Here is a 26,398-nt window from a genome sequence, read left to right on the forward strand (position 1 = left end):
CCGATGACCAGAGCCAAGAACAGCGGGAAACGTGCGCGGCGCGGGAAGATCGTCGCCGGTGTCGTGGCGGTGGCCCTCGCCTGCTCCGCCGCCGTGGCCGCCGCGGCGCTCGGCGGGTTCGACGGTGACCGGGCGCCCGCCGCCCGCTCCTCGCAGGCGCCCGCTTCGACAGCGGCCGTCGAGAAGGGCGACCTGACGCGGACCACACAGGTGCCCGGCGTCCTGTCGTTCACCGCCGAACGGAACGTCGACGCGGGCGGGCAGGGCGTGGTGACCTGGCTGCCCGCCGCCGGCGCCGAGGTGCGGCGCGACGGCAGGCTTTTCGAGATGAGCGGCCGGGCGGCCCGTCTGCTGTACGGCGACGCGCCGATGTACCGCGAGCTGAGCGAGGGCAGTGAGGGCGAGGACGTGGCCCAGTTGAAGCGCAACCTCATCGACCTCGGCCTCGGGGCGGGACTCGCCGCCGACGACGAGTTCACCGCCGGCACCACCCGCGCGGTCAAGGCGTGGCAGGAACGCCATGACATGAAGCCGACCGGCAAGGTCGGGCCCCAGGACGTCGTGTTCCTGCCCTCGGCCGTACGCGTGCAGCAGGTGCGGGCACACGTCGGCCAGCACCTGGCGCCCGGCGGCGAGGTGCTGACGACGACCGGAACCGCCCGGCAGGTGACGTTCCAGGCGGACGTCGAGGACGCCGCGGACCTCGCGGTCGGCGACGGCGTCCAGGTGGACCTGCCGGGCGGCAAGCGCACCGGCGGCCGGATCTCCACCGTCGGACGCGTCGTCGAGCCCTCCGGCGACGAGCAGGGGCAGCAGGAGGACGGTGCCAAGGTCGATGTCGTCGTGACCCTGGACGACGCCAAGAAGATCGACGGCGTCGACCAGGCGCCGGTCACCGTGCGCATCGAGGGGGAGAGCCGCAAGGACGTGCTGCACGTCCCCGTCGGCGCCCTGCTGGCCGGGCCGCGCGGGACCTTCCTGGTGGAGGTGGCGGAAGGCGGGACGACGCGCCGCGTCACGGTCGAACTCGGCCTCTTCGCCGACGGCCGGGTCGAGATCGAAGGACCGGGACTGCGCGAGGGGACGCGGGTGGGGGTGCCGCGGGAATGAGCACGACACCACCCCTCGTCCGCATGCGGGGCGTCACCAAGGAGTACCCGGGCCCCGTGTCGGCCCTGCGCGGGGTCGACGTGGACGTCGACCGGGGCGAACTGCTGGCCGTCACCGGCCCCTCCGGGTCGGGCAAGTCGACCCTGCTGCACATCCTCGGCACCCTCGACCGGCCCACCTCGGGCTCGGTCACGATCGCGGGACACGACATCGCCACCCTGCCCGACCGCTCCCTGTCCGCCTTGCGCGCCCGGCACATCGGCTTCGTCTTCCAGGCGTTCCACCTCGTCCCCGGCGCGGGAGCGCTGGACAACGTGTGCGAGGGCCTCAGGTACTCCGGCCTGCCGCACCGGCGCCGGCGCGCCCTCGCGGAGGCGGCCCTGCGCAGGGTGGGATTGGGCGACCGGATGGACCACCGGCCGCACGAGCTGTCCGGCGGCCAGAAACAGCGGGTGGCGGTCGCCCGCGCCGTGGCCGCCAACCCCGACCTGCTGCTCGCCGACGAACCCACCGGCGCCCTGGACACCGCCTCCGGCAACGCCGTGCTCGACCTGCTGCTGGAACTGAACGCCGGCGGGACCACCATCGCCGTCATCACCCACGACCGGGAGGTCGCCGACCGGCTCCCCCGGCGGCTGCACATCCGGGACGGGCGGGTCGTCGAGGACGTGCCGTGCACCACCACCCCAGCGGGTGCACGGTGAGGGCGCGCCGCCGGGGGCTGGTCCCCGCCCGGCTCACCCCGCGCGACGTGTGGCAGGTCGGCTCGTCCGGACTGCGGACGCGGCCCGTACGGGTGGTGCTGTCCGCGCTGGGCATCGCGCTGGGCATCGCCACGATGGTCGCCGTGGTCGGCGTCTCCGCCTCCGGGAAGGCCGGACTCGCCCGTGAACTCGACCGGCTCGGCACCAACATGCTGGTGATCACACCGGGCCAGTCCCTGCTCACCGGCAAGCAGGCCAAGCTCCCCCGCCAGGCACCGGGCATGGTGGCCCGCGTCGACGGCGTGGAGTCCGTCACCGCCACGGGAGCCGTGGACGCCAAGGTGTACCGCAGCGAGCACATGCCCCCCGGCGTCACCGGCGGCCTGACGGTGCTGGCGGCCGGTGAGACGCTGCCGCGCACCCTGCGCACGGGCATCGCCCAGGGCCGGTGGCTGGACCGGGCCACCGGCACCTACCCGTCCGTCGTCCTGGGCCACGTGGCCGCCGAACGCCTCGGCGTGCGCACCCCGGGCGACCAGGTGTGGATCAGGGACCGGTACTTCACCGTCCTCGGCGTCCTCGACCCGGTCCCGCTCGCCCCCGAGATCGAACGGGCGGCCCTGATCGGCTGGACCGCCGCCCGCACCCACCTCGGCTTCGACGGTCATCCCACCTCCCTGTACGAACGCTCCACGGACGCCTCGGTGAACCGGGTGCGCGAACTGCTGCCCCGCACGGTGAACCCCGAGGCCCCGCGGGACGTACAAGTGTCGAACCCTTCCGACGCGCTGGCGGCCAAGGCCGCGTCCGAAGCGGCCTTCTCCACCCTGCTGCTGGGGCTCGGCGGCGTGGCCCTGCTGGTGGGCGGCGTCGGCGTGGCCAACACCATGATCGTGTCGGTCCTCGAACGCCGCGGTGAGATCGGACTGCGCCGCGCCCTGGGCGGCACCCGGGGGCAGGTGCGGCTGCAGTTCCTCACCGAGTCGCTGCTCCTGTCCCTGCTGGGCGGGGTCGCCGGCATCCTGGCCGGCGCCGGGGTCACCGCCGGGTACGCCGCCCTGAACGGTCTGCCCTGGACGCTGCCGCCCTGGGCCGCGCCGGGGTGCCTGGCGGCGGCCCTGCTCATCGGCTCGGTGGCCGGCCTGTACCCGGCGGTCCGCGCGGCGCGGCTGCCGCCGACCCTGGCGCTGCACGCGTGACGCGGGCGGCGGCGGACGTACGTGAGGGAACGGACGGGCCGTGCACGAACGGCGCGAGCACGACGGTGCCGGAAAGGGATATCAGGATGCGCGTACTGGTCGTGGAGGACGAGGAGTTCCTCGCCGAGATGATCGCCGAGGGGTTCCGGCGGTCCGCGCTGGCCGCGGACATCGCCGGGGACGGCCGGGAGGCCCTGCGCAGACTGCGGTTCGCCGCGTACGACGTGATGGTGCTCGACCGGGACCTGCCCGGGCTGCACGGCGACGAGGTGTGCCGGCAGGTGGTTGCCCAGGGACTGCCCACCCGCATCCTGATGCTCACCGCCAGCGGCACGGTGTCCCAGCGGGTGGAGGGCCTGGGACTGGGGGCCGACGACTACCTGTCCAAGCCGTTCGCGTACGACGAACTCCTCGCCCGGGTCCTCGCGCTGGGCCGGCGGGCCCGCTCCGCGTTGCCGCCCGTCCTGCGGCGGGCCGGGATCGAGGTCGACACCGCCCGCAGGCTCGCCGCCCGGGACGGACGCCTGCTGCGCCTGACACCGAAGGAGTTCGCCGTTCTGGAGGCGCTGATGCGTGCCGAGGGGGCGGTCGTCGGCAACGACGACCTGATCGAACAGGTCTGGGACGAGGACACCTCGTACCGCAGCAACGCCGTACGCGTCACCCTCAGCCGCCTGCGCGGCAAACTGGGCGACCCGCCGGTCGTCGAGACCGTCCCGGGCGCCGGTTACCGGATGGCCGCATGTCCATGAGAAGCGAACGCGCCCGCCTCACCCTGCTCTACGCAGGTCTGCTCGTCCTGGCCGGGTCGTTGCTGACGGCGCTGGTCTTCGCCTTGGTCGAACACAACCTGTACACCACCATCAACGACGCCGTCGTGGCCGTCGACCGGGGCCAGACGGCCGTGCGCCGGCCCGGCCTGCCCGACGAGACCACCGCCACGCCCACCCCGCCCGGACACGGGAGCACCGAGCCCCTCGGTGTGGTGGCCGCGCACGGCGAGGTGACCCGGGCGGCCGAGAACGCCACCCTGGACCGGCTGCTCGCGGTCTCCCTCGCGGGTCTCGCCGGGTACGTGCTCCTCTCCGCCGCGCTGGCCTGGTGGGCGGCCGGCCGGGTGCTGCGCCCCATCGCCGTCATCGCGGGGACCGCGCGGCGGCTGTCCGGTGAGAACCTGCACGAGAGAATCGCCATGAAGGGGCCGCCGGGCGAACTCAAGCGTCTCGCCGACGCCTTCGACGCCATGCTGGAGCGCGTCGAGCACCTCGTCCTGGCGCAGCAGCGCTTCGCCGCCAACGCCGCGCACGAACTGCGCACCCCGCTGGCCGTGCAGCGGGCCGCCGCCGAGATCGGCCTGGCCGGCCGGCCGGACGCCGCCACGGTCGCGCACATCCGGCGGAAACTGCTGTCGGTGGCGGACGACAGCGAACGCACCATCGAGGCGCTGCTCCTGCTCGCCACCGCCGAACAGGGGATCCGCGACCGGGTCCCGGTCGCGGTGCACGACCTGCTCCCGGGCGTCGTCGAGGCGCTCGCCCGGGAAGCCGCCGAGCGCCACGTGGACGTGTCGGTCCACGCGGAGCCGTTGACGGTCGCGGGCGACGCCGTCCTGCTGGAGCGGCTGCTGCACAACCTCCTGGCCAACGCCGTACGGCACAACAGGCCGGGCGGCAGCGTGGAGGTGTGGGCCGGTGCCGGCGGAGTCACGGTGACCAACACCGGCGTACCGGTGCCGGAGCGGACCGTGCCGCTCCTGTTCGAGCCCTTCCACCGCGCCGAGGAGCGCCGGCACCGTCCGGGGGAGGGAGCGGGGCTGGGCCTGTCCATCGCCCGCGCCATCGCCCGCTCGCACGGAGCCCGCATCAGCGCCCGGGCCAACCCGTCCCCGGCGGGCGGTTTGACCGTCACCGTCGACTTCGCCCAGGAGTGACCGGCGTGAACCGGCCACCTCCCGCGCTCGTTGTACTGAGGAGAGGCAGGTGCCGCGACGAGGTACGTGCAATGAGAGGGAGCAGCGGAACATGCCCGACGTGTTCATCTACCACGTGGTCGTGGGAGTGCTGGTGGCGCTGGCAGGAGTGCTGGCGTTGATCGGCCTCGTCGGCCTCGTCCACCGGGCCTGGTCCTCGCGCGGACACCGGCACACCGGTCCCGCGCCGTCCGCCGCCGCCCCGCCCGCTCCGCGGGCCACCGCCGCGCCCTGAGCCGGACGGCCCGGAGCCGACCGCGCGAGCGGGACGCGACGCGCACCCCGCACCGTCCCGCGACCCACCGGTCGGCCGGCTCCGCCGTCGAACCGGTCTCCCGATCCGCACGTTACCGCGGACAGGCGTTCACCCAGACGCCTGCCAGGACACGCGGGGCCACCTGTACCGGCCCGACCTCACCGACGAACGCTTCCTCCCCGGCCCGTTCCGCCCCGGCACCGGCGAGCGTGTCCACCGCACCGGGGATCTGGCCCGCTGGCTGCCCGACGGCACCGCCGAATACGGGGGCCGCTGCGACGACCAGGTCAAACTGCGCGGCTTCCGTATGGTCCGACTCCACGGGCCTGCTGCACCACGCGGGCCGTGACGACGACCAGGTCAAGGTCAGCGGGCACGCGAGAGAGGACATGACCGCTCGCCCCGGGCGGACCCTTGTGCCGCCCGGGGCGGGGTCTCCGGCTCGGAGAAGCCCGCATGCCCACCCCCTTCACCTGGATCCGGGTGGTCGGGCCCGGGCCGCCGTTGCTTCTCCAGGACCGCTCCTCCGCTCGGGTTCAGCGCACCCCGGCGCGATCCGTTCCGTTGGGTCCTTCGGGCGCCGGGGCGGCGGGCGGCGGGGTGCCGGGCGTGGCGGTCATGATGTCGCGCAGGAAGTCCTCGACGCCCTGCGCCGGGTACGGGCCCCGCGCGGCCTCGTCGAGGGCGCGGAAGCCCAGGACCACGTTGTGGCCGCCGAAACCGAAGGAGTTGTTCAGCGCGACGACCGGGCCGTCGGGCAGGGCGCGCGGCGACGCGGACAGGAGGCCGGGGTCGATGCCGTCCTCCAGGCCGGTGACGTTGATGGTCGGCGGCGCGGTGTGGTGGTGCAGCGCCAGCACGGTGGCCACCGTCTCGACGCCACCCGCCCCGCCCAGCAGGTGCCCCGTCATGGACTTCGTCGCGGATACGGCGACCTGGCGCAGATGCCGGCCCAGCACCTGCTCCAGAGCCCTGATCTCGGCCAGGTCGCCCTGCGGCGTCGACGTCGCGTGGGCGTTGACGTGAACCACCTCGGACGGTGAGATGCCGCCGCTCACCAGCAACTGCCGCAGTGCGGCGGCGACTCCCCGCCCGGTCGGCTCCGGCTGGGCGATGTGGTGGCTGTCGGAGGACAGGCCCTGACCGAGCGCCTCGCAGTACGCCCGCGCACCGCGCCGCTCGGCGTGCTCCGCGCTCTCCACCACGACCACGCCGGCGCCCTCACCGAGGACGAAGCCGTCCCGGCCCTTGTCGTAGGGGCGCGACGCGGTCGCCGGGTCGTCGTTGCGCCGCGACATCGCCCTCATGTTCCCGAAGGCGGCGAGGTTCAGCGGCACGACGCACGCCTCCGTGCCGCCGGCGACGACGACGTCCGCGCGCCCGGTGCGCACCATGTCGATGGCGTGGCCGACGGCCTCCGCGCCCGACGCGCAGGCGCTCACCAGGGTGTGCACACCCGCCTGCGCACCGAGGTCCAGACCGATCTGCGCCGCCGGGCTGTTCGGCATCAGCATCGGCACGGTCAGCGGCGACACCCCGCGCGCCCCCCCGCTCGCGCAGCACGTCATGCTGATCCAGCAGGGTGGACACGCCGCCGACGCCAGTGCCCATCACCACCGCCAGCCGGTCGGCCCGCACCGCGCCCGGGCCAGTGCCGCCGGCCGCGCCCGAGAATCCGGCGTCCGTCCAGGCCTCCCGGGCGGCGATCAACGCGAACTGGCTGGCACGGTCGAGCCGGCGCGCCACATGCCGGGGCAGCACGTCCGAGGGATCCACCGCGGCCAACGCCGCGATGCGCACCGGCAGGCCGGCGGCCCATTCGTGCTTCAGGGCGACGACTCCCGACCGTCCCGCGAGCAGTTGCTTCCAGGTCGACTGCGCGTCGCCGGCCAAGGGCGTGGTCGCCCCGGCACCGGTGACGACGACGCGGCGAAGGGCGGGAGGGGACGGCCTCGTGGACATGGGCGACTCCGGGCTCGCTCGGGGAAAGGGGAAGAGGGAGGAATGCCGGACGAGGAGTTGCGCGTCGGCGGCACGCGGGCGCCGTGGCGCTCGGGGCCGGGCCGGAACGTGCGGCGGGGCGGCTGCTCCGGCTGCTCGAAACGATCATGGGAACGCCGCGTCGGCACGGGGACGGCGCGCGTCGCTCCGCCCGGGTGCCCGGTGCTGGTGGCCGGAGGCCTCACGCACGGGCTTTATGCGTGCGCGTTCGCCGTGGCGCTGGGCAGCTCCGACGTCGTGTACGCCGACTCCGACGCCCGTCGGCGGGCGATCGCCGAGTCCTACGGCGCGCGGACCGTTGAGAACGCCGGGGAGCTGGACGCCGGGACTTTCCCGGTGACGGTCGACGCCTCGGCTCACCCCCGCGGCCTCACCGCCGCACTGCGCGCGACCGCTCCCGGCGGCCACTGCCACAGTGTCGGCATCTACTTCGAACCGGCGAAGGTGCCCCTGATGTCCATGTACATGGACGCCGTCACCCTCACCACCGGCCGGCCGGACATCACCCCGCACCTTCCGGCCGTGCTCTCCCTGCTGGCCTCCGGACAGGTCGACCCCACACGCGTGTACAGCGACACCCTGGCCCACGAGGACCTGCCCGAGGCCCTCCTCGGCCTCCCGGCGAAGCCGCTGGTGCTCTTCGGCTGAACACAGAAAATCGCCCGGCCGTCGAACCGGCAGGGGAAGCCCTGCCGTAGTCCCTCATGACAGGCCGCACATGGCCCGCCCAGGGCCACCGCCGCAAGGAGAACACCACACACATGTCCAAGCACACGGTGAGAACGGCCGTCCGCTCGAAGAGCGTACGCGCACTGCTGGGCGCGGTGACCGCCGTCGCTCTGACTGCAGGACTGTCCGCCACGACGGCGAGCGCGGCACCGGTGGCGCAAGCCGGCACCGTTTCGGCGGCGACGGTACCCGCGGGTACAAAGTTCAAAATCGTGAACGTCCACGAGGACAGGTGCGCCGTTCACGACCGGGCCGTCCTCGGCAACTTCGTTCCCTCGTATGCGAAGTTCGTGTGCCAGGGCGATGCCACTGTCTGGATGCAGGGCAGCGGCAACAGCATCCGGCACCCCGCCACTGAGCGGCAGGCGGGCAACGGGACGCACTTCTGCCTGGACTCCGACGGGAGCGGACGGGTCTACGTCGAGCCCTGCAACGGTGGCAACTACCAGAAGTGGACACGCTATTCGGACAGGATCGTTGTGAACTGGGCGACCAAGAGGTGCCTGGACATGAAGTCGGGTCTCTTCCAGGAGTTGTACACCCGTGAGTGCCTGAAGCACGACTGGCAGAAGTGGGACTACGAGTTGGTGTGACCCCCGCGTGACGGCCCCGACTTCCGCGAGTCCGTCCAGTGCGTGAACGAACCGGGCGGCGGCAGGCACCACCCGTCGGCGAGAACCCGGAAAATCTTCCGGCTCTGCTGAACCGAAGGGGGCCCGGACAAGTAGTCACCGGTGGCGACTCCGTACGTCCCGCCTCGCGGCCCTCGTGGGACGCGCCGCCCGGCGACCCCTGCGGGAGATGAACATCACCGAGGTCGCGCACACCCGCAAGCCCCGCGTCATCCGGGACGAGTGACCCCGCCCGCCGTCCCAGCCGCGCGGCTCGCGGAACCGGAAACGGGAAGGGCCCGGCACGCCGAAGCGGTGCCGGGCCCGGGCGGCCGGACGGGTCAGCGGCCGAGGTCGAACGCCAGCAGCTCCGTGCCGTCCTGCGACTCCACCGTGAGCCGGGCGATGTCCTGCGGTGCCAGGGAACTGCTGCCCCGCACCGCGCCGTCGGCGCCGACGGGCGGACTGTCCGGCACCGACCAGTGCGCGACGGTCTCGCTCGCACCGGACACCGCCACGGCGACGAGACGGCACCGGACCGGGCGACGCGCGGCACGGGCGAGCGAGTGCCCCAGCGAGAACGGCGACAGACTGATCTCCGAGCCCCACGGGCGGGCCAGGACTCCCACGGGTGCGGACGGGTCCGTCACGCGTCCGTCCGCGTCCACGTGTCCGTCCGCGTGGTGGCCGCCATCCGGGGAGCCGGGCGCGGCGGGCCGGCCACGGCGGCCCCCCGGACCGGCGCGCAGGCGGCCCGCCGACAGCACTCCGGCCGCGAACGCGGCGGCCAGCGCCAGTGCCGGGAGCCGCACCGACGCCCGGCGTACCGGCTGCCCGGCCGGGAGCGGCCCGCCCTCGGGTGTGTCCACGGTGCGGGCGGCGCGCCGGCGAACCGCGCGCACGGCGCGCTCCGGGTCGGGCCGCAGCGGTCCGCTGTACGGTTCCTGGGACGATGCCGTGGCCAGCAGGTCCCTCAGCCCGCGCAGTTCCTGGCGCTCCCGGCCGCACGGCGGGCAGCGGTCCAGATGAGCGGTACGCGCCGCCTTCTCCGGTTCGGCCCTCCCCGTCAGCATCTCTGCCGCCAGATCGATCTTCACCTGCTCGCAGTTCATCGTTCACTTCCTGCACCTGTGGGTCCCCGGGCTCCGCCTCTTACTACGTAAGGACCCACGCGGCAGTTCACCGCCGTCCGCACGCTGTGGAGCGAGCAGGTAGCCGAGAGTGAGACGGAGCGAGGCCGCCCGCGGCAGGGGTCACCTCGCCGGGTGGCCGCGTGCGGCCATGGCCTTCTTGAGGGCTCGCAGGGCGTAGTACGAGCGCGATTTGACGGTGCCCGGAGGAATGCCGAGGTGGTGGGAGACTTGGGTGACGCTGCACTCCAGGTAGTACATGAGCTGGATGATCTCCCGGTGCTGCTCGCTGAGGTCATCGAGGGCCTGGGTGACGACGTGGGAGGTGAGCAGGCGCTCGACGGCGTCGTCGGTGGCGGTGGCGCTCTCCAGAGTGTCCAGGGAGAGGCTCTCGGGGGGCCGGATGTTGCGGGCGCGCCGGTGGTCGATGACCAGGTTCTTGACGACCGTGAACATCCAGGGGCGCGCCTCGGCGACGTTGAGGCCCAGGGTGGAGGCGTGCTTCCAGGCGCGCAGGGAGGCTTCCTGGAGGACATCCTCGGCGCGGTGCCAGTCGCCGCCGAGCAGGCGGGCGGCGTAGCGCAGCAGAAGCGCACCGTGCTCGGCGTAGAGGCGGCGGATGAAGTCCTCGCCGCTGATGCACAGGGGGTCGTTCAGGCCGCTGGGTGGGGGAGGTGTGGCAGTGGGGGTGTCCGAGCCCGGCAGGAGCTCCGTGGTCCGCCTCATGGTGTGGCGTCCTCATCCGTGATCAGTGTGTTTCGGTAGCGGAACCACACTGATGGGCCGGACTTGGACGAACCTTGTCGCAACCTTGCCGCTCACCGCCGGGCCGTGCTTCCGGGGACCGCGCGCGCGTCGTCGGCCCAGTGATACCCCCGTGAAATCCCGTCAATCCTTCCGGTCCGCACTCGTGTCCGGCCGCTCGGGCGCTCAAGCGGTCCTGCGCAGCCCGGCCATGACCGTCCTGGTCTTCTCGTACTCGGCGCGCAGGACACGTGCCGTGCCCTCCCGGCCCAGCCGGCGCAGCAGTCCCAGGCGCAGTCCCCTGCGTTGTGCGGGCGTCGTCGCGCCCCAGATGCCGTCGTACGCGAGCGTCGGGTTGTCCAGGGCCCAGATCAGGCAGGGCCGCACCAGCGGACAGCGTCCGCACAGCGCGGTGGCGGCCAGGACCTCGGGGCTGCCCGCCGGGTACTGATCGAGGAAGAAGGCGTCGGAGGCGGTGGCGCACGCCTCGGAACCGGTCATGAACGGCATGGGAAGGGACTGCGGGGTCTTCATGGGGTGGGTCACTCCTGTGGCACTGCCGACGGCCCGTACCGCCGCCCGCCCTACGGCGCGGCGTGTGGTCCCCGGCTTCTTCGCGGCACAGGGAACTACGGCCGCGGACGGTCGGTGGTTCGGGTGTGCCGTACGCCGGGGCCGACGGCCGCCGCGCCCCGCTCCCGCCTCCCACCGGCCGGGATTCTCCTCCACCTCCGGATAGAGGCCGGGTTCCTGCCGCCGGGCGACGCCGTGCCCCGTCGCGGGGCAGAAGCTTGAGTCATGCCGAGCACGACGGCACCGACACCGCGCCGGGAGGCGCCCCAGCAGAAGGACACGACGACATGACCGACACACCGCGCAGCAAGCAGACCGTCACCGCCCGGATCGCGGGCAACCGGATCAGCCAGGGCTACCTGGCGCTCGTCGCCGCGACACTGGTCTGGGTGGTCCTCGACGGCGTGCTGGTACACCACGCGGACGGCTCCTTCGCGGCCGTGTGGCCCCTGCTCCTGACCGCGCCGTCCAGCCTGCCAGTGCTCTTCCTGCCGCTGGGCGAGGGAGCGGCCGCAATGGCGCTGTATGGCGCGGTGGTCCCGGTCGCGGCCTTGGCCAACGCGTACCTGATCGGCGCGCTCGTACGCCGGGTGCGCCGCGGCAGCCCCGCCGCCGCCTGACCCCCCCGGCACGCCGCATCCCGCCCTCGCCTTCCTTCGCCTTCGCATCCTCGCGGCACACGCTCCGTCCGGCGCCGCCCGTCACCCGCCCGCCAGGGCAGAAAGTGGTACCCCATGCAGGTCAACGTCACCGCTGTGATGGCCGCGGTCGTCGTCGTGGGTCTGGGCACCCTTCTCATCTCCCGGGGCCGCTGGTCCGCACCGATCTGGCTGGTCGTGGCCGGCTGCGTGGCGGCCTATCCCTTCAGCCGCATGGTGCTGGAGCGGATGGAGGACGCCCCTGACACCTGGTTCGGCATGCTGTTCCGGCTCTCGTGCGGATGGCTCCTGGCCACCCTGCTTGCCCCCCTCTACCACCGGCTGCGCAAGCGGCGTGCCAAGGGGGCCGTCGCCCAGCAGGAGTCCCGCACGGTCGACGCGCCGCGCTTCCCGACCTGAACCCGGGCCGGGCCGGGTGGGACAGCTTCACAGGACGAAGGCGAAGAAGGCGAAGGCGTACGCCTTCGCCTTCGGCGTTCTCGCGCACCGGCCCGGCGGCCCGGCGCGACGGTGAACCGGAGGCCCGCCGCTGTCGTTGCAAGGGCCGGGCGGCCCGTTCGCGGCTCGCCCGCACCTCCGCATCCACTACTCCACCTGGGGGCTCCATGACCCGTACCCGACGACGTTCCGCTCCCGCCCGCAGAGCGGCGGTGGCGACGGTCGCCGCCACCGCCGCCGGCGTCTCCCTGCTGTCCGCCGGAGCGGGTTCCGCGCAGGCGGCGGACGCGTCCGCCGCGGGCGCCTACAAGCACTACGTCGCGCTCGGCGACTCCTACGCCGCGGGCACCGGCCTGCCGCAGGCGACGAACGACACCTGCAAGCGCTCCACCTCCAGCTACGCGTCCCTTCTGGCGGCGGCCTACAAGCCCGCCGTCTTCAAGGACGTCACCTGCAGCGGTGCCACCACCAAGTCGCTGTGGAACAAGCAGGGTTCCCAGGCCCCGCAGGTCAACGCCCTCACCAAGGACACCGACCTGGTCACCGTCACGCTCGGCGGCAACGACCTCGGGTTCACCGAGACGCTCACCCAGTGCGTGGTGGCGTCGCAGCTGGGGAACACCTGCAAGGCATCGGTCGCCAAGACGCTGGACGCCAAGCTCGACTACGTGGCCTCGCGCACCCGCGACATGATCACCGACATCTCGCGGCGCAGCCCCAACGCGCGCATCGTCCTGGTCGGCTACCCGCGCCTCTTCCCGGCCGACGGCAGCAGGTGCGCGCCGTACAAGGCGCAGGTCCCGCTGGCCGCCAGTGACGTGGCCTACCTCGACCAGGTGACGCGCGAGCTCAACGTCACGCAGGCGCTCGTGGCGCACCAGGCCAAGACCGAGGGCAAGAAGGTGACCTACGCGGACACCTACTCCGCGTTCACGGACGCGCACATGTGCCAGTCCGATGCGGCGAAGCGGTGGATCAACCCCGTCCTGACGCCGAACGCGAGCACCGGCAAGCTGACGGTCACGTCCGGTTCCGCCCACCCGAACGGGGTGGGTCACCTCATGATGGGCAGGAAGGCGTACCAGGTGCTGCAGGGCTGATCCCCTGATGCCGCCGGACCGTCCCGCACGGTCCGGCGGCACGAGGGGCGGGCGTCAGCAGGCGACCCGCGTGCGGCGGTGGCTGTCCGTGCCGAGCACGGACAGGTCGTGCCGCTGCATCGCCCGCCGCAGCCCGCGCAGTGCCGGACCGGGACCGACGCCCAGTTCCTCGTGCAGGATCCGGCGGGCGCGGTCGTACTGTTGCGCTGCCTCGGCGGACCGGCCCAGCAGCCACAGGGACCGCAGTAGCAGATCCCACGCGGACTCGCGCAGCGGCTCCTCGTCGATGAGGGCGTGCGCGGCGAGCACGGCCTGGTCCGGCCGCCCGGCCATGAGCAGCGCACGCGCACGCAGCTCCTGCGCGTCGTGCCGGCACTCCGTCAGACGCGTGATCTCCCGGGCGGCGAAGGGCAGGGTTGCGGCGTCCTCCAGGGCGTCGCCGCGCCAGTGGGACAGGGCCGCGGTGAGCACCTCGGCGGCCCGCTCCGGCCGTCCGGCGTCCAGTAGTTGACGCCCGGCCGCCACGGCGCGCTCGAACCGTACGGTGTCCCGGTCCTCGTCGGCGACGTGCAGGACGTAGCCGTACGGCGTCGTGGCGAGGACACCGTCCTGCACCGCCGCGGAGGGCTCGGCGGGGTGCAGGACGCGGCGCAGTCTGCTGATGTGCGCGTGCACCGAGGTCGCAGCCCGCGTCGGGACGCGCTCCTCCCACAGGTCGTCGCTGAGCTGCCCGAGGCTGACCGCGCGGCCGCGGGCGACGAGCAGCCGGATCAGCAGCACGCGCCGCTGGCGCGGACCGAGGTCGAGGACGACGCCCTCCCGGGTGGCGGTCACCGGCCCGAGCAGGCCGAAGCGGACACCAGCGGCTTGCGTGGACATGATTGCCCCTTTGCTTGTCGGTAGGGTCAACGGGCTTGCGCGTCGCTACGGCCGGACGACGCGGATGCCGGGCAGCGGAACCGTCGGGTACGGCGGCATCGCCACCGGGCGCGGGGCCGAGGCGGAGATCCGCTGGGGCCGGTGGCGGCGGGCGAGCCAGAGCACGAGGGCCCCGTAGAGAACGATGACGGCCATGTCGACCACGGCGAGGAGGACGGGGGAGTCGGCCGCGGTCTCCGCGCCGGTGAGGCCGCCCACGACGGTCGCGGCCAAGCCGTAGCCCAGCAGGTTGTTCAGCACGTGCAGGGCGATGGCCGCCTCCAGACCGCCGGTGCGCACGGTGAGACAGCCGGTCACCAGGCCGAACACGCACAGGTCGGCGAAGCCCCACACGGTGCCCCAGCCGTGCGCGGCGGCGAACAGCACCGCCTGCGGCACCACCGCGAACCACGGCGAGTGCAGGAAACCGCCCACCGCCTGCATCATCCAGCCGCGGAAGACGTACTCCTCGGCCGCCGCCTGGAACGGCACGCACAGGGCCACGACCGTCATCGACACCGCGAACGACGACCAGCCCACCCATTGATCCGGCTCCGCCGCCACACCCGAGGTGTCGTCGAACGGAACGAGGACCACCACCAGGGCCAGCACCGCCACGGCCGGCACTGCGGCCGCCAGGCACCAGCCCAGCCACCGCCAGCGCAGCCGCCCCGTCACCGACGACACCGTGCCCGCCGGACGCCGCCCCGGCCACCGCACCGCCAGCAGCACCAGCGGCAGCAGCGACGCGATGAACAACAGCCCCATGGCCGTCGCCCCCCGCTCACCGAGCCGCATCGAGCCGTCCGGCAGCTCCCGCATCCCGGCGGCGGGACCCGCGGCGTGGACCACCGCGTCGATCACCAGGAAGGCCACGGCCAGGCCCGTGAGCAGCAACAGGAGGCCGAGCACCGGACGCCACCAGCGGTGATGCCCGGTGTAACGCGCCATCCGGTGACAGGGGAGCGCGGTGAGCAGAGGTTCAGCGGCCATGTGCACCAGCGTCTCGGCGCGGCAGGCCCGGGGCGTCCGCCACCGGCACGAACGGTGTCTCTATCCCGGGGTGGAGACATCCCCCCCGCGCCGGGGGCAGACGCGGGTGCGGCGCGGGTGGCCCACGCTCACACCCGGCATGGAATCCACACGTAACTGGCTGCTGCCGGCCATCCTCGCCGTGCCCAACGCGGGCATCCTCGCCATCGCGCTCCTGTCGGACGAGGTCTCCGGGGTACTGCTGCCCGCGGGCATGCTGGCCGGGATCGTCCCGCAACTCGTCGCGCTGGGACGGCGGCGCAGCGAACCCCTGCTCGCGCTCGCCGGGACGGTGGCCGGCATGCTGACCGGCGCGTTGGCCGCCCCCGAGTACTTCGCCAACCCGGCGGTCCTCGTGGCGCTCCACTCCGTCGCGGTGCGCTGCGGCGGACGGATCACGGCCCTGTGCACCGCCGTCGTCGGCTGCGTGTGGCTGCCGGACGTCCTCTACGCCAGTTCGGTGGTGGCGTCGCTGACCCAGCTCGGCATCACGGCCTCCCTGTACGTGCCTTGCGCGGGACTCGGCGAGGCGCGGCGGCAATGGCTGAGCGGCCGCTGGGCGGCGGCGGGTCCGGTCGCGGAACGGCTGCGCGTGCAGGCGGAGTCGGCGTCCGGGCGGATGAGCGTGGACCGGACCGGTACGCTGCGGGTGTCCGTCCCGCCCGGCACCGTGCCGGTCCCTGTGGAGGAGGTCCTGACATCGCCATACGCGTACTGGTCGTCGACGACCAGGCGGTGGTGCGCGCCGGGTTCGTGGCCGTCGTCGACGCCGAACCGGACCTGACCGTCGTCGGCGAGGCGGGTGACGGCACGAGCGCGGTCGCGCTCGCGGAACAGACCGCCCCCGACGTCGTCCTGATGGACATCCGCATGCCCGGCATGGACGGACTGACCGCCACCCGGCTGATCACCGCTCTGGAGACTAGCCCGAGGGTGCTCGTCCTGACCACCTTCGACCTGGACGTGTACGTCTACGAGGCGCTGCGCGCCGGCTCGTCCGGGTTCATGCTCAAGGACGCCGTGCCCGAGGACGTGCTCACCGCGATCCGGGTGGTCGCCGCTGGGGAGGGCATCCTCGCCCCGACCGTCACCCGGCGCCTGATCGGGCAGTTCGCGCAGGGAGCGCCCCTGCCGCCGGAGATCTCCGGCCAACTCGCCCAGCTCACTCCGCGCGAACGGGAGGTGCTGCTGCTGATCGCCTCCGGCTTGACCAACGCCGAGATCGGAGTGCAGCTCGGCGTGACCACCGGCACGGTCAAGTCGCACGTCAACGCGCTGCTCACCAAGCTGCAACTGCGCGACCGCGTACAGGCGACGATCCTGGCCTACGAGTCCGGACTGATCCGGCCCCAGGGCTCTCTGGAGGACCCGGTCGCCGCACCGCACTGAGCGGGTGACCGGGCCCGGTGGCGGCGGCCGATCAGTCCGGCGTGCTCCGGTCCAACCGCTCGCCGCACGGTCGCGCCCGGCTTCGCTGTCGGCCTGCTCACGGGGTGGCGGCGCGTCTTTCGCACAGGACGCCCAAGGCCGCTGCGGGGGCGGGTGGGCGCGCCGGGTGGTGCCGGGGCCCGTGGGGGGACGGGTGTCATGGCGTCTTCCTCACGATCCGCCGGGACCGGCACAGCCGGCCGGCCCCGGTCCACGCCGGGGTGATGGGGCGGTGGCCCCTTCGCACGAGATCCTCGACGCCGCCGCCTGCGCACTGCTCCTCCAGCAGTGCCGGGTGTCCTTGTGGTGAGGGCCGGGCGTAAGCGGCAGGAACCGGTCAGCAAAGTGACCTGTCGAATGAACAGTGGTGCGCCGGATCCTCTGACCGAAGACAGTCAGCGTCCAAGGAGTCCGCATGACACACATCCTGGTGATCGGCGCCGGTATCGTCGGCAGTTTCGCTTCCATGATCCTCGCGCGTGAGGGGCATCGGGTGACCGTGCTCGACCGCGACCAGGTGGGGGCCGTTGCACCGCAGTCCCGCCAGGGGGTCAAGCAGTACGGCCAGACCCACATCCTCATGCCGGGCGGCGCCCGCATCCTCGACAGGGAGACCCCCCACGCGGTCCGCCGCATACTCGACGCGGGCGGCCGCTCCCACGACATGCTCGCCGGTGTGTGGGCCGCCGGAACCGTCGGCCCGCGCCGACCCGGCGACGAGCAGTACGAGACGTACGCCGCCCGGCGGCCCGTGCTCGAAGCCGCCCTCCAGGGAGCCGCGGCGAACACCGACGGCGTCACCCTGCGTGCCGGTTCCCGGGTGCGCGCGCTGCTGACCGGCGAACCGCGCGTCCACGGCCGCCCGCACGTCACCGGCGTCGTCACCGACGACGGCACCCGCATCGAGGCCGACCTCGTGGTGGACGCCTCCGGGCGCCGCACCGAACTGCCCGCCATGCTGGAGCGACTCGGCGCGGTGCCCCAGGAACTGCGGGAGGAGACCGGGTTCCGTTACTACTCACGGTTCTTCCGTGCCGACGGCCGCGGCCTGCCCGTCTCCCGCTACTGGCCGCTCACCCACCACGACAGCGTCTCCGTCATCACCGCCCCCGGCGACGGCGACCACTGGTCGGTCACGCTGGTCACCTCCGGCCGCGACCAGGCCCTGCGCCCGCTGAGCGACCCCGACGTGTGGGACGCGGTCCTCGCCCTGTACCCGGAGGCCGCGCACTGGGGCGATGGCGTCCCCGACGGCGATGTCCGTGTCATGGCCGGTACGGGGACCACGCACCGCCGGTGGGTCAGCGACGGCGAGCCGGCCGTCACCGGTCTGGTCGCGATCGGCGACGCCCACATGACCCTCAACCCCCAGTTCGGCATGGGGATGACCGCTGGGCTGGGCCAGGCCCAGACCCTGCGCGACGTCGTCCGCCGTACGGGGCTGGGCGACCCGGCGGACCTCGTGCTCGCCCTCGACGCGGATCTGGAGGAGCAGTTCTGGCCGATATGGCTCGACGGCGACACCTGGAACCGGCACCGGCTCGCGGAGATCGACGCCGAGATCCGCGGCGAGTCCTACAGCACCGACGACCCGGCCTGGGCGCTGCGCACCGCGCTGGACACCGCGGTCACGCTCGACGCCGACGTGGTCCGAGGCTACGGCCTGGTGGCCTCCCAGCTCGCCTCCGCGGAGGAGGCGCTCATCAAGCCCGGCCTGGTACAGCGGGTCGTCGAACTCTCCACCGGGCGCCCGCGTTACGCGTCTGGCGCACCCGACCGGGCACGGCTGCTGCAGACGGTCGGCCGGCCGGCCTGACCGGAATGCTCGAGAAGGCGGCACGCGAGCGGCACGGTGCACGCGGGGAAGACACCGGGGCGGGGGCACGTATCGCGCCCCCGCCCCGGTGTGTGACAGGCTGTCAGGTGCTCCGCGGGGTGGCCGGTCAGCTCAGTGAGTCCCAGAACGTGGTCAGTTCCCACGCACTGTGCCCGGGGTCCTCCAGCATCCACCAGTGCCCGAGGTAAGGCATCTCGGTGTGGCGCGCCGAGGAGGTCGGCCGTCCGCCGGGACGTCACGGCGTCCTCCACGTGGTCCTTCCCCGGTATCGGCACCAGACCGGGGCTCTCCGGGGCGCCGGTCGTCGTCCCCCCAGTCGGCGAACACGTTCGGCGTGGCCGACCGGATCGCATCGCACATCGTCCGGTCCAGCCGCCCGTTCATGGCCACCGCGTGCTCCTCGGGCACGCCCCAGCCGCGCATCGCCGACGCGGTGCTCTCGGGAGGGTCCGTCGGTGTGGCCAGCGCGTGGTCCATGAACGCCTCACCCGCTTCGGGCGTCTGCCGGATCCGGGCCAGGTCGTGCCAGACGTAGGAAGGGCGGTAGATGCAGGCCACGTCCATCACCCAGCTGCGCAGCGACACCGACCGGGTCGTGGCGATCCGCGCGGTCAGCAGCGCGCCCCAGTCGTGGCCGACGGTCGATCGGGGCGTCCAGCTCTTTCAGGGCGTCGGCCAGCCAGTCGGCGCAGAACTCCTTGGCCGGGGCTGCCCCCTCCGGCAGCGGGGTACCGAAGCCGGGCAGGGACAGCGCGACGCTGTCGCGGCCCAACAGGGGGCGCAGTCCGTCCCAGACCTCAGGGGTCTGGGGAACACCGTGGACCAGGACGACGGGCATCAGCGGGCTCCGCTTCGTTGATGAGAACCGGTGCGCGCGTCGTGTGCCGCACCGGTGGGTGCCCTCTGAGTACGTCAGGGGAGTGCCGCGGGTCCGGACCGGTCTGTGGGGGTGTGACCGGGTAGCGCCCTGCCGGAGGGGGAGGGACGGCCGGGGCCGCCCTCCCGCCCGGCGGTTCAGCAGCCGTCGGAGAGCGACGGGGCGCGCCGGGCGGGGCCCGACGCCGACGCTCCGCCGCCGCCCGTGGCGGTCACGCGGGTCACGAACGGCACGCTGACGACGACGCCGCAGCCGTCAGGCGCCAGACCTGCCCGGTGTCCTCGGTGGTGCAGTCGGAGAGGTAGAGCTTGGTCTCGTCGGTGTCCAGACAGCGGTCGGCGCCGACGTGCTTGAGCAGATGTGTTCCGCCGCCCGCGTCGTGGCGTCGCCGGCCATGGGAATCGCACGGGCCCTCCCGGCACCCCGCGCGTCCCGCCGCGCCAGGCAGCTGCCGGTCGTCGCGGCCGCCAGGGCATGACTCGCCGCCTCCCACTGCCCCTCCGGGTATCGAGGCCAGGGTCGCGGCGGGGCCTCCGCCCCGGACCGGCCGCCCGAACCCGATCCGGGAGCGCCGCCGTCCGGAGGCGCGCCGGAGTCCGCGGCCCCCTGGTCATCGTTCGCGCGGCGCGGTCCGTCCTCGTCGGGTTGCCAGCCGGCGGGCATCGATGTGCCTTCCATTCGTCCTCCGTCGTGGCCGGGGGCCGCCCTCCCGGCGGCTCCGTCCGGCCATGGCCTTGCTCCCAGAAGTACGACGGCCCCGCGTTTCGGCTCAGGGGTGCGCCGGAGAACGGCGTGCCAGTCGTCCTCCGGCACCGTGAACCCGCACTGCCCCCCTGACGTTGAAGCGAGTGGAAGGGCTGTGGGGCCCGGACAGGGAGCCCCTGACTCCTGGGGAGGAGTCAGGGGCTTCGTGCCGAGCCACGGCAGCATCCCTGCCCGGCCCGTCCCCGGCCCGCCCCGCCGAACCCGTCCGCCCGGACGGACGTGGAGACGGGTACCGGAACGGCAGGAGGTTCTGATGGACGAGGCGCTCATGCAGCGGCAGGAACGCTTCCACGTGAAGCAGAAAGTCGCTCTCGCGGTCAACAAGTACGAGGTGACCGCGGCGGGGCCGGACGGCGCGGACGGGGAGACCGTGGCGTTCGCGCAGCAGAAGCGGATGGTGCTGAAGGAGCGGGTGGCCTTTTACGAGAGCCAGGACGAGGAACGACTCCGATTTGCCTTCCGGGCGCGCAGTGTGGTCGACCTGGGCGCCGGGTACGACGTGACGGACGCGGACGGGCAGGTCGTCGGGACCTTCGAGAAGAAGTTCCGGTCCTCGTTGCTCCGTTCGACCTGGATGCTGCGCCAGGAGGGACAGGAGCCGCTGACCGGACGGGAACGCAGCACCTTCGTCGCCCTTGTGCGCCGGGTCTGGCAAGTGGTGCCCTTCGTGGACATGCTGCCGTTCGCCTGGCCCTACCACTTCGACTTCACGGGCGCGGACGGCCGTACGGTGATGTCCGTGACGAAGAAGTTCAGCCTGGTCGACCGTTATGTCCTGGACATCGCCTCACCCGACCTCGACCGCCGTCTCGCCATCGCTCAGGCCGTTGCTCTGGACGCGCTCCAGTCCCGCTGAACCGCCGAACCACCCCAAGCCCACGAGCCCGAGAACAGACGAGAACGAGGACCCATGCGCGCGGACATCCGCCAGGTCGCCGACGGCACCTACCTGGTGCACGGGAGCAACACCAACTGGATCATCCTGACCGAGGGCGACGAGGCCACCCTCATCGACACGGGGTACCCCGGTGACCGTGCGTTCCTGCTGGAGTCGCTGACGGAGGTGGGCAGTGCACCGGAGCGGGTGGCGGCCGTACTGCTCACCCATGCCCACAACGACCACCTAGGGTCCGCCGAGTACCTGCGCACGACCTACGGCACCCCGGTCCTCCTGCACGAGGCCGAAGTGCCGCACGCGCGCCGTGAGTTCCTCCATCAGGTGTCCGTCGGCACGGTGCTGCGCAACGCCTGGCGGCCCGGTGTCCTGCCGTGGGCCGTGCACACCCTGCGCGCCGGCGGCACCGCCCAGCATCCGGTCGCCGAGCCCCGGCCCTTCCCCGCGGCCGGCGCGCTCGAGCTGCCCGGCCGGCCGGTACCGGTCCCCACACCCGGCCACACCGAGGGCCACTGCGCCTACCACCTGCCGGACGTCGGGGCGCTCGTCTCCGGAGACGCCCTGGTCAGCAGCCACCCCACCTCCCGCGTCACCGGCCCGCAGATCCTGCCCGACATGTTTCACCACGAGCGGTCCCGCGCCGTGGCCTCGCTCGACGTCCTCATGGCCCTCGACGCCGACCTCCTGCTGCCCGGTCACGGCCCAGTTCACCACGGGCCGGTGGCACGGGCGGCGGAGGAGGCGCGGACCCGGGCCCTGGCCACCGCGCGCTGACCGGCGCCCGGTCCGGCCGAGCGGGGCCGGTGCGTGAACCGCACCGGCCCCGGCGCCGTTGCCACGAGGGAAGCGTCCGTTCGTCCGCACGTCCGCCAGGCGGCATCGGCGGGCCCCGGACGCGGACGAGCAACGCGACGCGACAGAACAGGAGCAGCGGATGGACAGCCCCCGCCCCCGCCCCACGACCGAGATCCCGCGCACCGGTGACACCGTGCTGGTGACCCGGGTCCTGCCGGACGGCACGATCCACCGCTTCCGCGGCACGCTGGACCGGACGGCCCCGCCCGGCGGGTTCAGCGTCACCGGTGAGGACCTCGGCACCGGTCTGCGCACCCGCGGGTACTTCACGGCCGAGGACACCTCGCCCGGCACCCAGCAGTACGTCGAGAAGGTACCCGCGCCCGTCGGCTGAACCCCGGCCGCCTCCGGCCCGTAGGGACAGGCGGGCCTACTGCGGAATCATCCCTTCCACCCCGCGCGGGAGGGACGGCGTCTCCCCGGTAGGCGCCCGGTCGATGCCCACACCAACATGGTGACCGCCTTCCACACCACCGGCTACAACTCGGGCAACCTCGGCATCGCCCTGCTCGAGACCTTCACCGGGCGGTCCCCGGCACCCGCCGCCCGCGACTCCCTGACCACCCTGCTGGCCTCACTGTCTGCGGCCCACGGCCTCGGCCCGCGGGCCGTCGGCACCTTTGTCAACCCGGTCAACGGTGTCACCCGAAGGGTGAACGTGATCAGCGGCCACCGGGACTGGCTGACCACGGAGTGCCCGGGCGCCGTCCTCCACGATGACCTGCCGGCCCTGCGCGAGGACGTCGCGGCGGTGCTGTCCCGCAGCTGACCCCAAGCCGGCCGCTCGTCCCCGAGGAGCGGCCGGCTCTGTCCGTCACATCACGCAGTCCGCGCCGTGCCACGGGCGGGCGGCTCCCGACACCCCCGCGCTGTACGACGGCCTGCTGACCACCTGCGCCCGCAACGGCTACGTGCCGCCCGCCGTCCGGCACGGGCAAGGAACCGGCTTCGTCCGGGGCTTGATACTGTCGGCCGACGTCGTCGCGTTCGCACCCCGCGACCCGGCCCGTCCCGACGTCGGCGGCGCGTCGGGCCCCTCCGTCGCCTGACGCCCGCTGGCCGGGACTCCGCTCGCGGTGCGCTCGTCCGTGGTCTGGCTCCGGGGCCGCGGCGACACCGCCGTCCAGACGTTCGCCGAAGCCGTCGGTGACGCGCTCAGGGCGACCGCCGGAGCCGGACCGGAGGTTGCCGCCCCCTCCACCTGCGCCCGGCAGCGGAGTACTTGTTGTGACGCCGTCCCCCGTCCGCCGCATCCACGCCGCCTTCGCCGAGGCCGGCGTCACCGGCAGCCTGCACGCCGTCGACATCGACTCCGGCGCGCAGATCGACGCGGGGGCCGACCGGCCGGTGGTCACCGCCAGCGTGCACAAGCTCTGCCTGCTGGTGGCTCTGTACCGGCAGGGCGCGGACGCAGTGGTGAATCTGACCGAACGGGTCGAGTGTGCCGTCGCCGGGCGAACGGCGGGACCGACGGGCCTCGCCGCCCTGCTCGACCCCGTGAGCCTCTCGCTCAGGGACGCGGCCCACCTGATGATGACCGTCAGCGACAACGCGGCCGCCGACCTTCTGATGGCACGCGTCGGTACGGACGCCGTCAACCGGGCCACGGCCAGTCTGGGACTGGAGCACACCCTCGCCCTGCACGACTTCGCCGGCATGCTCGCCATGCTCCGTGAGGACATCGGCCCGGACGGCCCCGCCGCCCTGCTCACTCCGCACGCCCTCGCCCGGCTGCGGGCACTGGACCCTGCCCGCACCAACCGCACCACCCCGCGGGACATGACCCGGCTGCTCACCGCCGTGTGGACCGACGAGGCCGCTCCGGCGGAGCACTGTGCCGCGATGCGCCGTGTCATGGGCCTCCAGGTCTGGCCGCACCGGCTGGCCTCCGGGTTCCCCTTCGACGATGTGCGGGTGGCGGGCAAGACCGGCAGCCTGCCCACGGTGCGCAACGAGGTCGGTGTCGTCGAGTACCCCGACGGGGGCCGGTACGCGGTCGCCGTCTTCACCCGCTCCGCCTCCACGGCCGCCAATCTGCCGGACGCGGACGCGGCCATCGGCACGGCGGCCCGCATGGCGGTGGACGCCCTGCGCGCCCGCTGACCTCCGGCCCCGGCCTCGTGCACGACGGCCCTCGACCGCCGTGCCGTCCTGGAACAGGACGGCACGGTGTCACGCGATCAGGCGTTGGGGCAGTCCGAGTCCAGCGCGGAGAGGCGCCACTTCTGCTTGTCGGGGTTGTCCACGTCGTTCAGGGCACGCAGCGTGGGCCGTCCGTCGTTCCAGCCGGTGAGCTGCTTGTTCGTGACTGCGTGGGTGATGTAGCCGTGCGACGAGCACGTGCCGAACCAGTGCTGCCCCTGGTCCGCGGATGTGCAGTCCGAGAGGTAGATCCGGCCGGCCGTGTTCCCGTCGAGGCACTTGCCGATGGAGACGTTCCTCACCAGCGGCACGTTGTTCACCCTGACGAGTTCCCAGTCGTCGTGCTGCCGCGGGCAGGCCGCGGTGGCGAGCAGGTGGTCCGCGCCGGACTTCTCGCCCACCAGGCACTTGCCGGTGGCCACGTTCGTCAACGTGAACCTGTCCGCCGAGGCGGCACCGGCGGAGGTGGACGACACCCCGACCGCTGTGAGGGCGAGGGCCATGACCGCGAATGTGCGGCGTATGCGCATGAATGCTCCAAGCGTTGTTTCTCGGCGTCGATGACACGGCGTACGGCGTTGCGGGATCCGGATGTACAGGGGGACCGGAAGACCCGTGCCAGGTCCCCGCCCCCTGGCTACGTCCGTCGCCGTCCGCCGGTTCACGTGCCGCCGCCCGTGCCGGCGGTGGGGGGCGCTGGTGTGTCGGCGGGCGGCCAGGTCGCTCCCGGCGCTGTCCTTGACGGTCCGGGCCGTGTGCCCGGTGAGGGTGGGCACGTCGCCGTTGACCTCGGCGGACGACTTCTGGCAGATGTTCAGCAGGTCGGCGATCCACCAGTCGGGCCTGCCCGCCGCGCGCAGCTCGCTCCAGGCGCGGTCGGTGTCGACGTAGTCGATCTCGATGCCGGCGCCGAGGACGGAGGCGATGACGTCGGCCGCCTCCCGGGTGGTGACGGTGGCGGGGCCGGTGGGCACCACGATCTGTCCGGTGAGCGGCTCGGTCGTCAGCAGGACCGCTGCCGTGTCCGCGATGTCGGCGGCGTCGACCATGCCGACGGGCCGGCCGTCAGGGATGTAGGTGACCAGCTTGCCCGCACGCGGGGCGGCCTGGTCCAGCAGCAGGTTCTGCTGGACGTACTGCGGGCGCAGAACGGCGTGCGGCAGACCCGACTCCTGCGGCGCCAGCTCGCCGTCCCAGTGCCGGCGGCCCATGTTCCACCCGGAGTCCGCGCCCGTGTCGTACGCGGAGAGCTTCACGACCCGGCCCACGCCGGCCTTGGCCGCCGCCGTGACCTGGATGCGCTGCCACTCGACCTGCCGCTCGCTCGGCGGTGACTTCAAGAAGTAGGCGTCGGCACCGTCGACCGTGCGCTGGACGGCCCTGGCATCGCGGAAATCGGCCTCCACGGCCTCCAGGCCGTCACCGGGGGTGAATGCGGGCTTCCCGCCCGCGCCGACGACCGCGCGCACCGCGTGCCCCGTGGCGCGCAGACGCTGGACGATACGGCTGCCGACATACCGGTGGCTCCGCTGACGGTGATCATTTGAGCAGTCCTGTCTCTCTCTGCGCTGCGGGGCGGGTGGCGGCCCGCCCGGACCGACCCCCTTTGGTGGACGACCACCTAACGGTATTTGCCTAGACATGTTTTTGGTGGTCGAGCGCGGCGACGCCCGCTGATGCGGTCAGGGTTGCGGCTCGGCGTGTTGCTCGTGACGCGTCGACTGCCTAGGTGAACGCTGGGTCCACCTCACCTTGCGGTGCGCGGATGAGCGTCGTACAGTCAAGATAATTGCTCGGACAGGTAATCGGAGGCAGGGTGATTGGCCGGTGCCGAGCCCTTCACGAGGAAGATGATCAACATGAGCATGCCGTACCTGGCTCAGGCGGACGAGCAACAGACGCTCGAATGGATCGACGGAGGTACGTTCTCCGTTCTGCTCGACAGCGAGGCGACCGAGGGGCAGCTGACGGTCGGCCGCTTCCGGGTCGGCAAGGGGGAGGCTCCGCCCTTCCACATGCACACCCGTGAGGACGAGGTCTTCATGCTCATCAAGGGCAGCGCCCTGCTGTGGGCCGGGGACGAGCAGATGGAGATGACCGAGGGTGGCATCGTCTACCTCCCGCGTCGCATCCCGCACGGCTACCGCATCACCTCCGACGCCGCCGACCTGCTCATGATCGCGACGCCGGGCGGTCTGGAGGGCATGTTCCGGCACGCGGGACGGGACGTCAGGACGCCGCGGCCGGAGGACTTCAAGCTGGACCCGGTCAGGATGGCGGAAGCCGCCGACAAGTACGGCCAGGTCGTCCTCGGCCCGCCCCGCTGAAAGGGGTGAAGGCCCCTCGGCGGGTGGCGCCGCCACTGTGGTGTGCGCGCCGTCTGGCATGACGCCCGCCCCCGTGCGAAGCCCTGCCGCCGGTATGGC

At 73.0% G+C, this 26,398-nt stretch carries 26 protein-coding genes and 1 pseudogene; 20 read left to right on the forward strand and 7 right to left on the reverse strand.

Features of this window, described 5'->3' with window-relative positions; translation table 11 throughout:
• Positions 1 to 3 precede the first annotated feature (3 nt).
• The 6 genes from ACIQ8B_RS24425 to ACIQ8B_RS24450 all read left to right on the forward strand — a co-directional run bounded on the left by ACIQ8B_RS24425 (position 4) and on the right by ACIQ8B_RS24450 (position 5,217).
• Positions 4 to 1,110: a peptidoglycan-binding protein gene (locus ACIQ8B_RS24425; protein WP_403549588.1), complete on the forward strand. Its 1,107-nt coding sequence runs from the start codon at positions 4 to 6 to the stop codon at positions 1,108 to 1,110.
• Complete coding sequence (locus tag ACIQ8B_RS24430; protein WP_403549590.1) at positions 1,107 to 1,814, forward strand: ABC transporter ATP-binding protein; 708 nt, start codon at positions 1,107 to 1,109, stop codon at positions 1,812 to 1,814. The genes ACIQ8B_RS24425 and ACIQ8B_RS24430 overlap by 4 nt, the downstream gene beginning before the upstream one ends.
• Positions 1,784 to 3,013 (forward strand): ABC transporter permease, encoded by a 1,230-nt coding sequence (locus ACIQ8B_RS24435; protein WP_403549592.1) that lies wholly within the window; start codon positions 1,784 to 1,786, stop codon positions 3,011 to 3,013. The genes ACIQ8B_RS24430 and ACIQ8B_RS24435 overlap by 31 nt, the downstream gene beginning before the upstream one ends.
• 86 nt (positions 3,014 to 3,099) lie before the next feature.
• Positions 3,100 to 3,765, forward strand: coding sequence for a response regulator transcription factor (locus ACIQ8B_RS24440; protein WP_403549594.1), 666 nt, complete (start codon positions 3,100 to 3,102; stop codon positions 3,763 to 3,765).
• The gene (locus ACIQ8B_RS24445; RefSeq protein ID WP_403549596.1) at positions 3,756 to 4,943 is read left to right on the forward strand and encodes a sensor histidine kinase; all 1,188 of its coding nucleotides are present in this window, start codon (positions 3,756 to 3,758) and stop codon (positions 4,941 to 4,943) included. The genes ACIQ8B_RS24440 and ACIQ8B_RS24445 overlap by 10 nt, the downstream gene beginning before the upstream one ends.
• Before the next feature lie 91 nt (positions 4,944 to 5,034).
• Entirely contained in the window at positions 5,035 to 5,217 is a 183-nt protein-coding gene (locus ACIQ8B_RS24450; RefSeq protein ID WP_403549598.1) for a hypothetical protein, read from the forward strand.
• Positions 5,218 to 5,918: 701 nt separating this feature from the next.
• Here the strand turns inward: ACIQ8B_RS24450 and ACIQ8B_RS24455 are convergent.
• Positions 5,919 to 7,200 (reverse strand): annotated as a pseudogene (locus ACIQ8B_RS24455) (beta-ketoacyl-[acyl-carrier-protein] synthase family protein); the annotation flags it as partial.
• A 207-nt stretch (positions 7,201 to 7,407) separates the two neighbouring features.
• Between ACIQ8B_RS24455 and ACIQ8B_RS24460 the strand changes: the two are divergent.
• Both ACIQ8B_RS24460 and ACIQ8B_RS24465 read left to right on the forward strand, forming a co-directional pair.
• Entirely contained in the window at positions 7,408 to 7,887 is a 480-nt protein-coding gene (locus ACIQ8B_RS24460; protein ID WP_403549600.1) for a zinc-binding dehydrogenase, read from the forward strand.
• Between the two features lie 113 nt (positions 7,888 to 8,000).
• The gene (locus ACIQ8B_RS24465; protein ID WP_403549602.1) at positions 8,001 to 8,561 is read left to right on the forward strand and encodes an RICIN domain-containing protein; all 561 of its coding nucleotides are present in this window, start codon (positions 8,001 to 8,003) and stop codon (positions 8,559 to 8,561) included.
• A 359-nt stretch (positions 8,562 to 8,920) separates the two neighbouring features.
• On the opposite strand, the gene ACIQ8B_RS24470 is transcribed toward ACIQ8B_RS24465, so the two are convergent.
• The 3 genes from ACIQ8B_RS24470 to ACIQ8B_RS24480 all read right to left on the reverse strand — a co-directional run bounded on the left by ACIQ8B_RS24470 (position 8,921) and on the right by ACIQ8B_RS24480 (position 10,987).
• On the reverse strand, positions 8,921 to 9,691 hold the full coding sequence (locus ACIQ8B_RS24470; RefSeq protein WP_403549604.1) for a hypothetical protein: 771 nt from the start codon (positions 9,689 to 9,691) through the stop codon (positions 8,921 to 8,923).
• A 141-nt stretch (positions 9,692 to 9,832) separates the two neighbouring features.
• Complete coding sequence (locus ACIQ8B_RS24475; protein WP_403549606.1) at positions 9,833 to 10,435, reverse strand: sigma-70 family RNA polymerase sigma factor; 603 nt, start codon at positions 10,433 to 10,435, stop codon at positions 9,833 to 9,835.
• 204 nt (positions 10,436 to 10,639) lie between these two features.
• Positions 10,640 to 10,987 (reverse strand): WhiB family transcriptional regulator, encoded by a 348-nt coding sequence (locus ACIQ8B_RS24480; protein ID WP_403549608.1) that lies wholly within the window; start codon positions 10,985 to 10,987, stop codon positions 10,640 to 10,642.
• Positions 10,988 to 11,313: 326 nt separating this feature from the next.
• Between ACIQ8B_RS24480 and ACIQ8B_RS24485 the strand changes: the two genes are divergently transcribed.
• The 3 genes from ACIQ8B_RS24485 to ACIQ8B_RS24495 all read left to right on the forward strand — a co-directional run bounded on the left by ACIQ8B_RS24485 (position 11,314) and on the right by ACIQ8B_RS24495 (position 13,223).
• The gene (locus ACIQ8B_RS24485; protein ID WP_403549611.1) at positions 11,314 to 11,646 is read left to right on the forward strand and encodes an SCO4225 family membrane protein; all 333 of its coding nucleotides are present in this window, start codon (positions 11,314 to 11,316) and stop codon (positions 11,644 to 11,646) included.
• Between the two features lie 114 nt (positions 11,647 to 11,760).
• A complete protein-coding gene (locus tag ACIQ8B_RS24490; RefSeq protein ID WP_403549613.1) occupies positions 11,761 to 12,084 on the forward strand; it encodes a hypothetical protein in 324 nt (107 codons plus the stop codon).
• 206 nt (positions 12,085 to 12,290) lie between these two features.
• Complete coding sequence (locus tag ACIQ8B_RS24495; RefSeq protein ID WP_403549615.1) at positions 12,291 to 13,223, forward strand: SGNH/GDSL hydrolase family protein; 933 nt, start codon at positions 12,291 to 12,293, stop codon at positions 13,221 to 13,223.
• 54 nt (positions 13,224 to 13,277) lie between these two features.
• Here the strand turns inward: ACIQ8B_RS24495 and ACIQ8B_RS24500 are convergent, their stop codons facing one another.
• Both ACIQ8B_RS24500 and ACIQ8B_RS24505 read right to left on the reverse strand, forming a co-directional pair.
• Entirely contained in the window at positions 13,278 to 14,102 is an 825-nt protein-coding gene (locus tag ACIQ8B_RS24500) for a BTAD domain-containing putative transcriptional regulator (RefSeq protein ID WP_403549617.1), read from the reverse strand.
• A gap of 45 nt (positions 14,103 to 14,147) precedes the next feature.
• Positions 14,148 to 15,134, reverse strand: coding sequence for a lysostaphin resistance A-like protein (locus ACIQ8B_RS24505; RefSeq protein ID WP_403549619.1), 987 nt, complete (start codon positions 15,132 to 15,134; stop codon positions 14,148 to 14,150).
• Positions 15,135 to 15,273: 139 nt separating this feature from the next.
• Between ACIQ8B_RS24505 and ACIQ8B_RS24510 the strand changes: the two genes are divergently transcribed.
• The 8 genes from ACIQ8B_RS24510 (at position 15,274) to ACIQ8B_RS24545 (ending at position 23,933) form a co-directional block, all read left to right on the forward strand.
• The gene (locus tag ACIQ8B_RS24510) at positions 15,274 to 15,957 is read left to right on the forward strand and encodes a hypothetical protein (RefSeq protein WP_403549621.1); all 684 of its coding nucleotides are present in this window, start codon (positions 15,274 to 15,276) and stop codon (positions 15,955 to 15,957) included.
• Positions 15,873 to 16,562: a response regulator gene (locus tag ACIQ8B_RS24515; protein WP_403549690.1), complete on the forward strand. Its 690-nt coding sequence runs from the start codon at positions 15,873 to 15,875 to the stop codon at positions 16,560 to 16,562. Before ACIQ8B_RS24510 ends, ACIQ8B_RS24515 begins: the two co-directional genes overlap by 85 nt.
• Before the next feature lie 454 nt (positions 16,563 to 17,016).
• On the forward strand, positions 17,017 to 18,417 hold the full coding sequence (locus ACIQ8B_RS24520) for an FAD-dependent oxidoreductase (RefSeq protein WP_403549623.1): 1,401 nt from the start codon (positions 17,017 to 17,019) through the stop codon (positions 18,415 to 18,417).
• 1,916 nt (positions 18,418 to 20,333) lie between these two features.
• The gene (locus ACIQ8B_RS24525; RefSeq protein WP_290011448.1) at positions 20,334 to 20,936 is read left to right on the forward strand and encodes a hypothetical protein; all 603 of its coding nucleotides are present in this window, start codon (positions 20,334 to 20,336) and stop codon (positions 20,934 to 20,936) included.
• Between the two features lie 54 nt (positions 20,937 to 20,990).
• The gene (locus tag ACIQ8B_RS24530) at positions 20,991 to 21,749 is read left to right on the forward strand and encodes an MBL fold metallo-hydrolase (RefSeq protein WP_403549626.1); all 759 of its coding nucleotides are present in this window, start codon (positions 20,991 to 20,993) and stop codon (positions 21,747 to 21,749) included.
• A 160-nt stretch (positions 21,750 to 21,909) separates the two neighbouring features.
• Positions 21,910 to 22,164 (forward strand): hypothetical protein, encoded by a 255-nt coding sequence (locus ACIQ8B_RS24535; protein WP_403549628.1) that lies wholly within the window; start codon positions 21,910 to 21,912, stop codon positions 22,162 to 22,164.
• Between the two features lie 117 nt (positions 22,165 to 22,281).
• Complete coding sequence (locus ACIQ8B_RS24540; protein WP_403549630.1) at positions 22,282 to 22,599, forward strand: N-acetylmuramoyl-L-alanine amidase; 318 nt, start codon at positions 22,282 to 22,284, stop codon at positions 22,597 to 22,599.
• Positions 22,600 to 23,057: 458 nt separating this feature from the next.
• Entirely contained in the window at positions 23,058 to 23,933 is an 876-nt protein-coding gene (locus tag ACIQ8B_RS24545) for a serine hydrolase (protein ID WP_403549632.1), read from the forward strand.
• Positions 23,934 to 24,010: 77 nt separating this feature from the next.
• Here ACIQ8B_RS24545 and ACIQ8B_RS24550 read toward each other — a convergent pair whose 3' ends face one another.
• Positions 24,011 to 25,615 carry an NAD(P)H-binding protein gene (locus ACIQ8B_RS24550; protein ID WP_403549634.1) on the reverse strand — a complete coding sequence of 535 codons (1,605 nt, stop codon included), beginning with the start codon at positions 25,613 to 25,615 and terminating at the stop codon, positions 24,011 to 24,013.
• 216 nt (positions 25,616 to 25,831) lie between these two features.
• Here ACIQ8B_RS24550 and ACIQ8B_RS24555 point away from each other — a divergent pair, with 216 nt between their 5' ends.
• The gene (locus tag ACIQ8B_RS24555) at positions 25,832 to 26,299 is read left to right on the forward strand and encodes a cupin domain-containing protein (protein ID WP_403549637.1); all 468 of its coding nucleotides are present in this window, start codon (positions 25,832 to 25,834) and stop codon (positions 26,297 to 26,299) included.
• The last annotated feature ends 99 nt before the right edge of the window (positions 26,300 to 26,398 follow it).

Source organism: Streptomyces sp. NPDC096105 (assembly GCF_044763335.1).
Classification (GTDB): Bacteria; Actinomycetota; Actinomycetes; order Streptomycetales; family Streptomycetaceae; genus Streptomyces.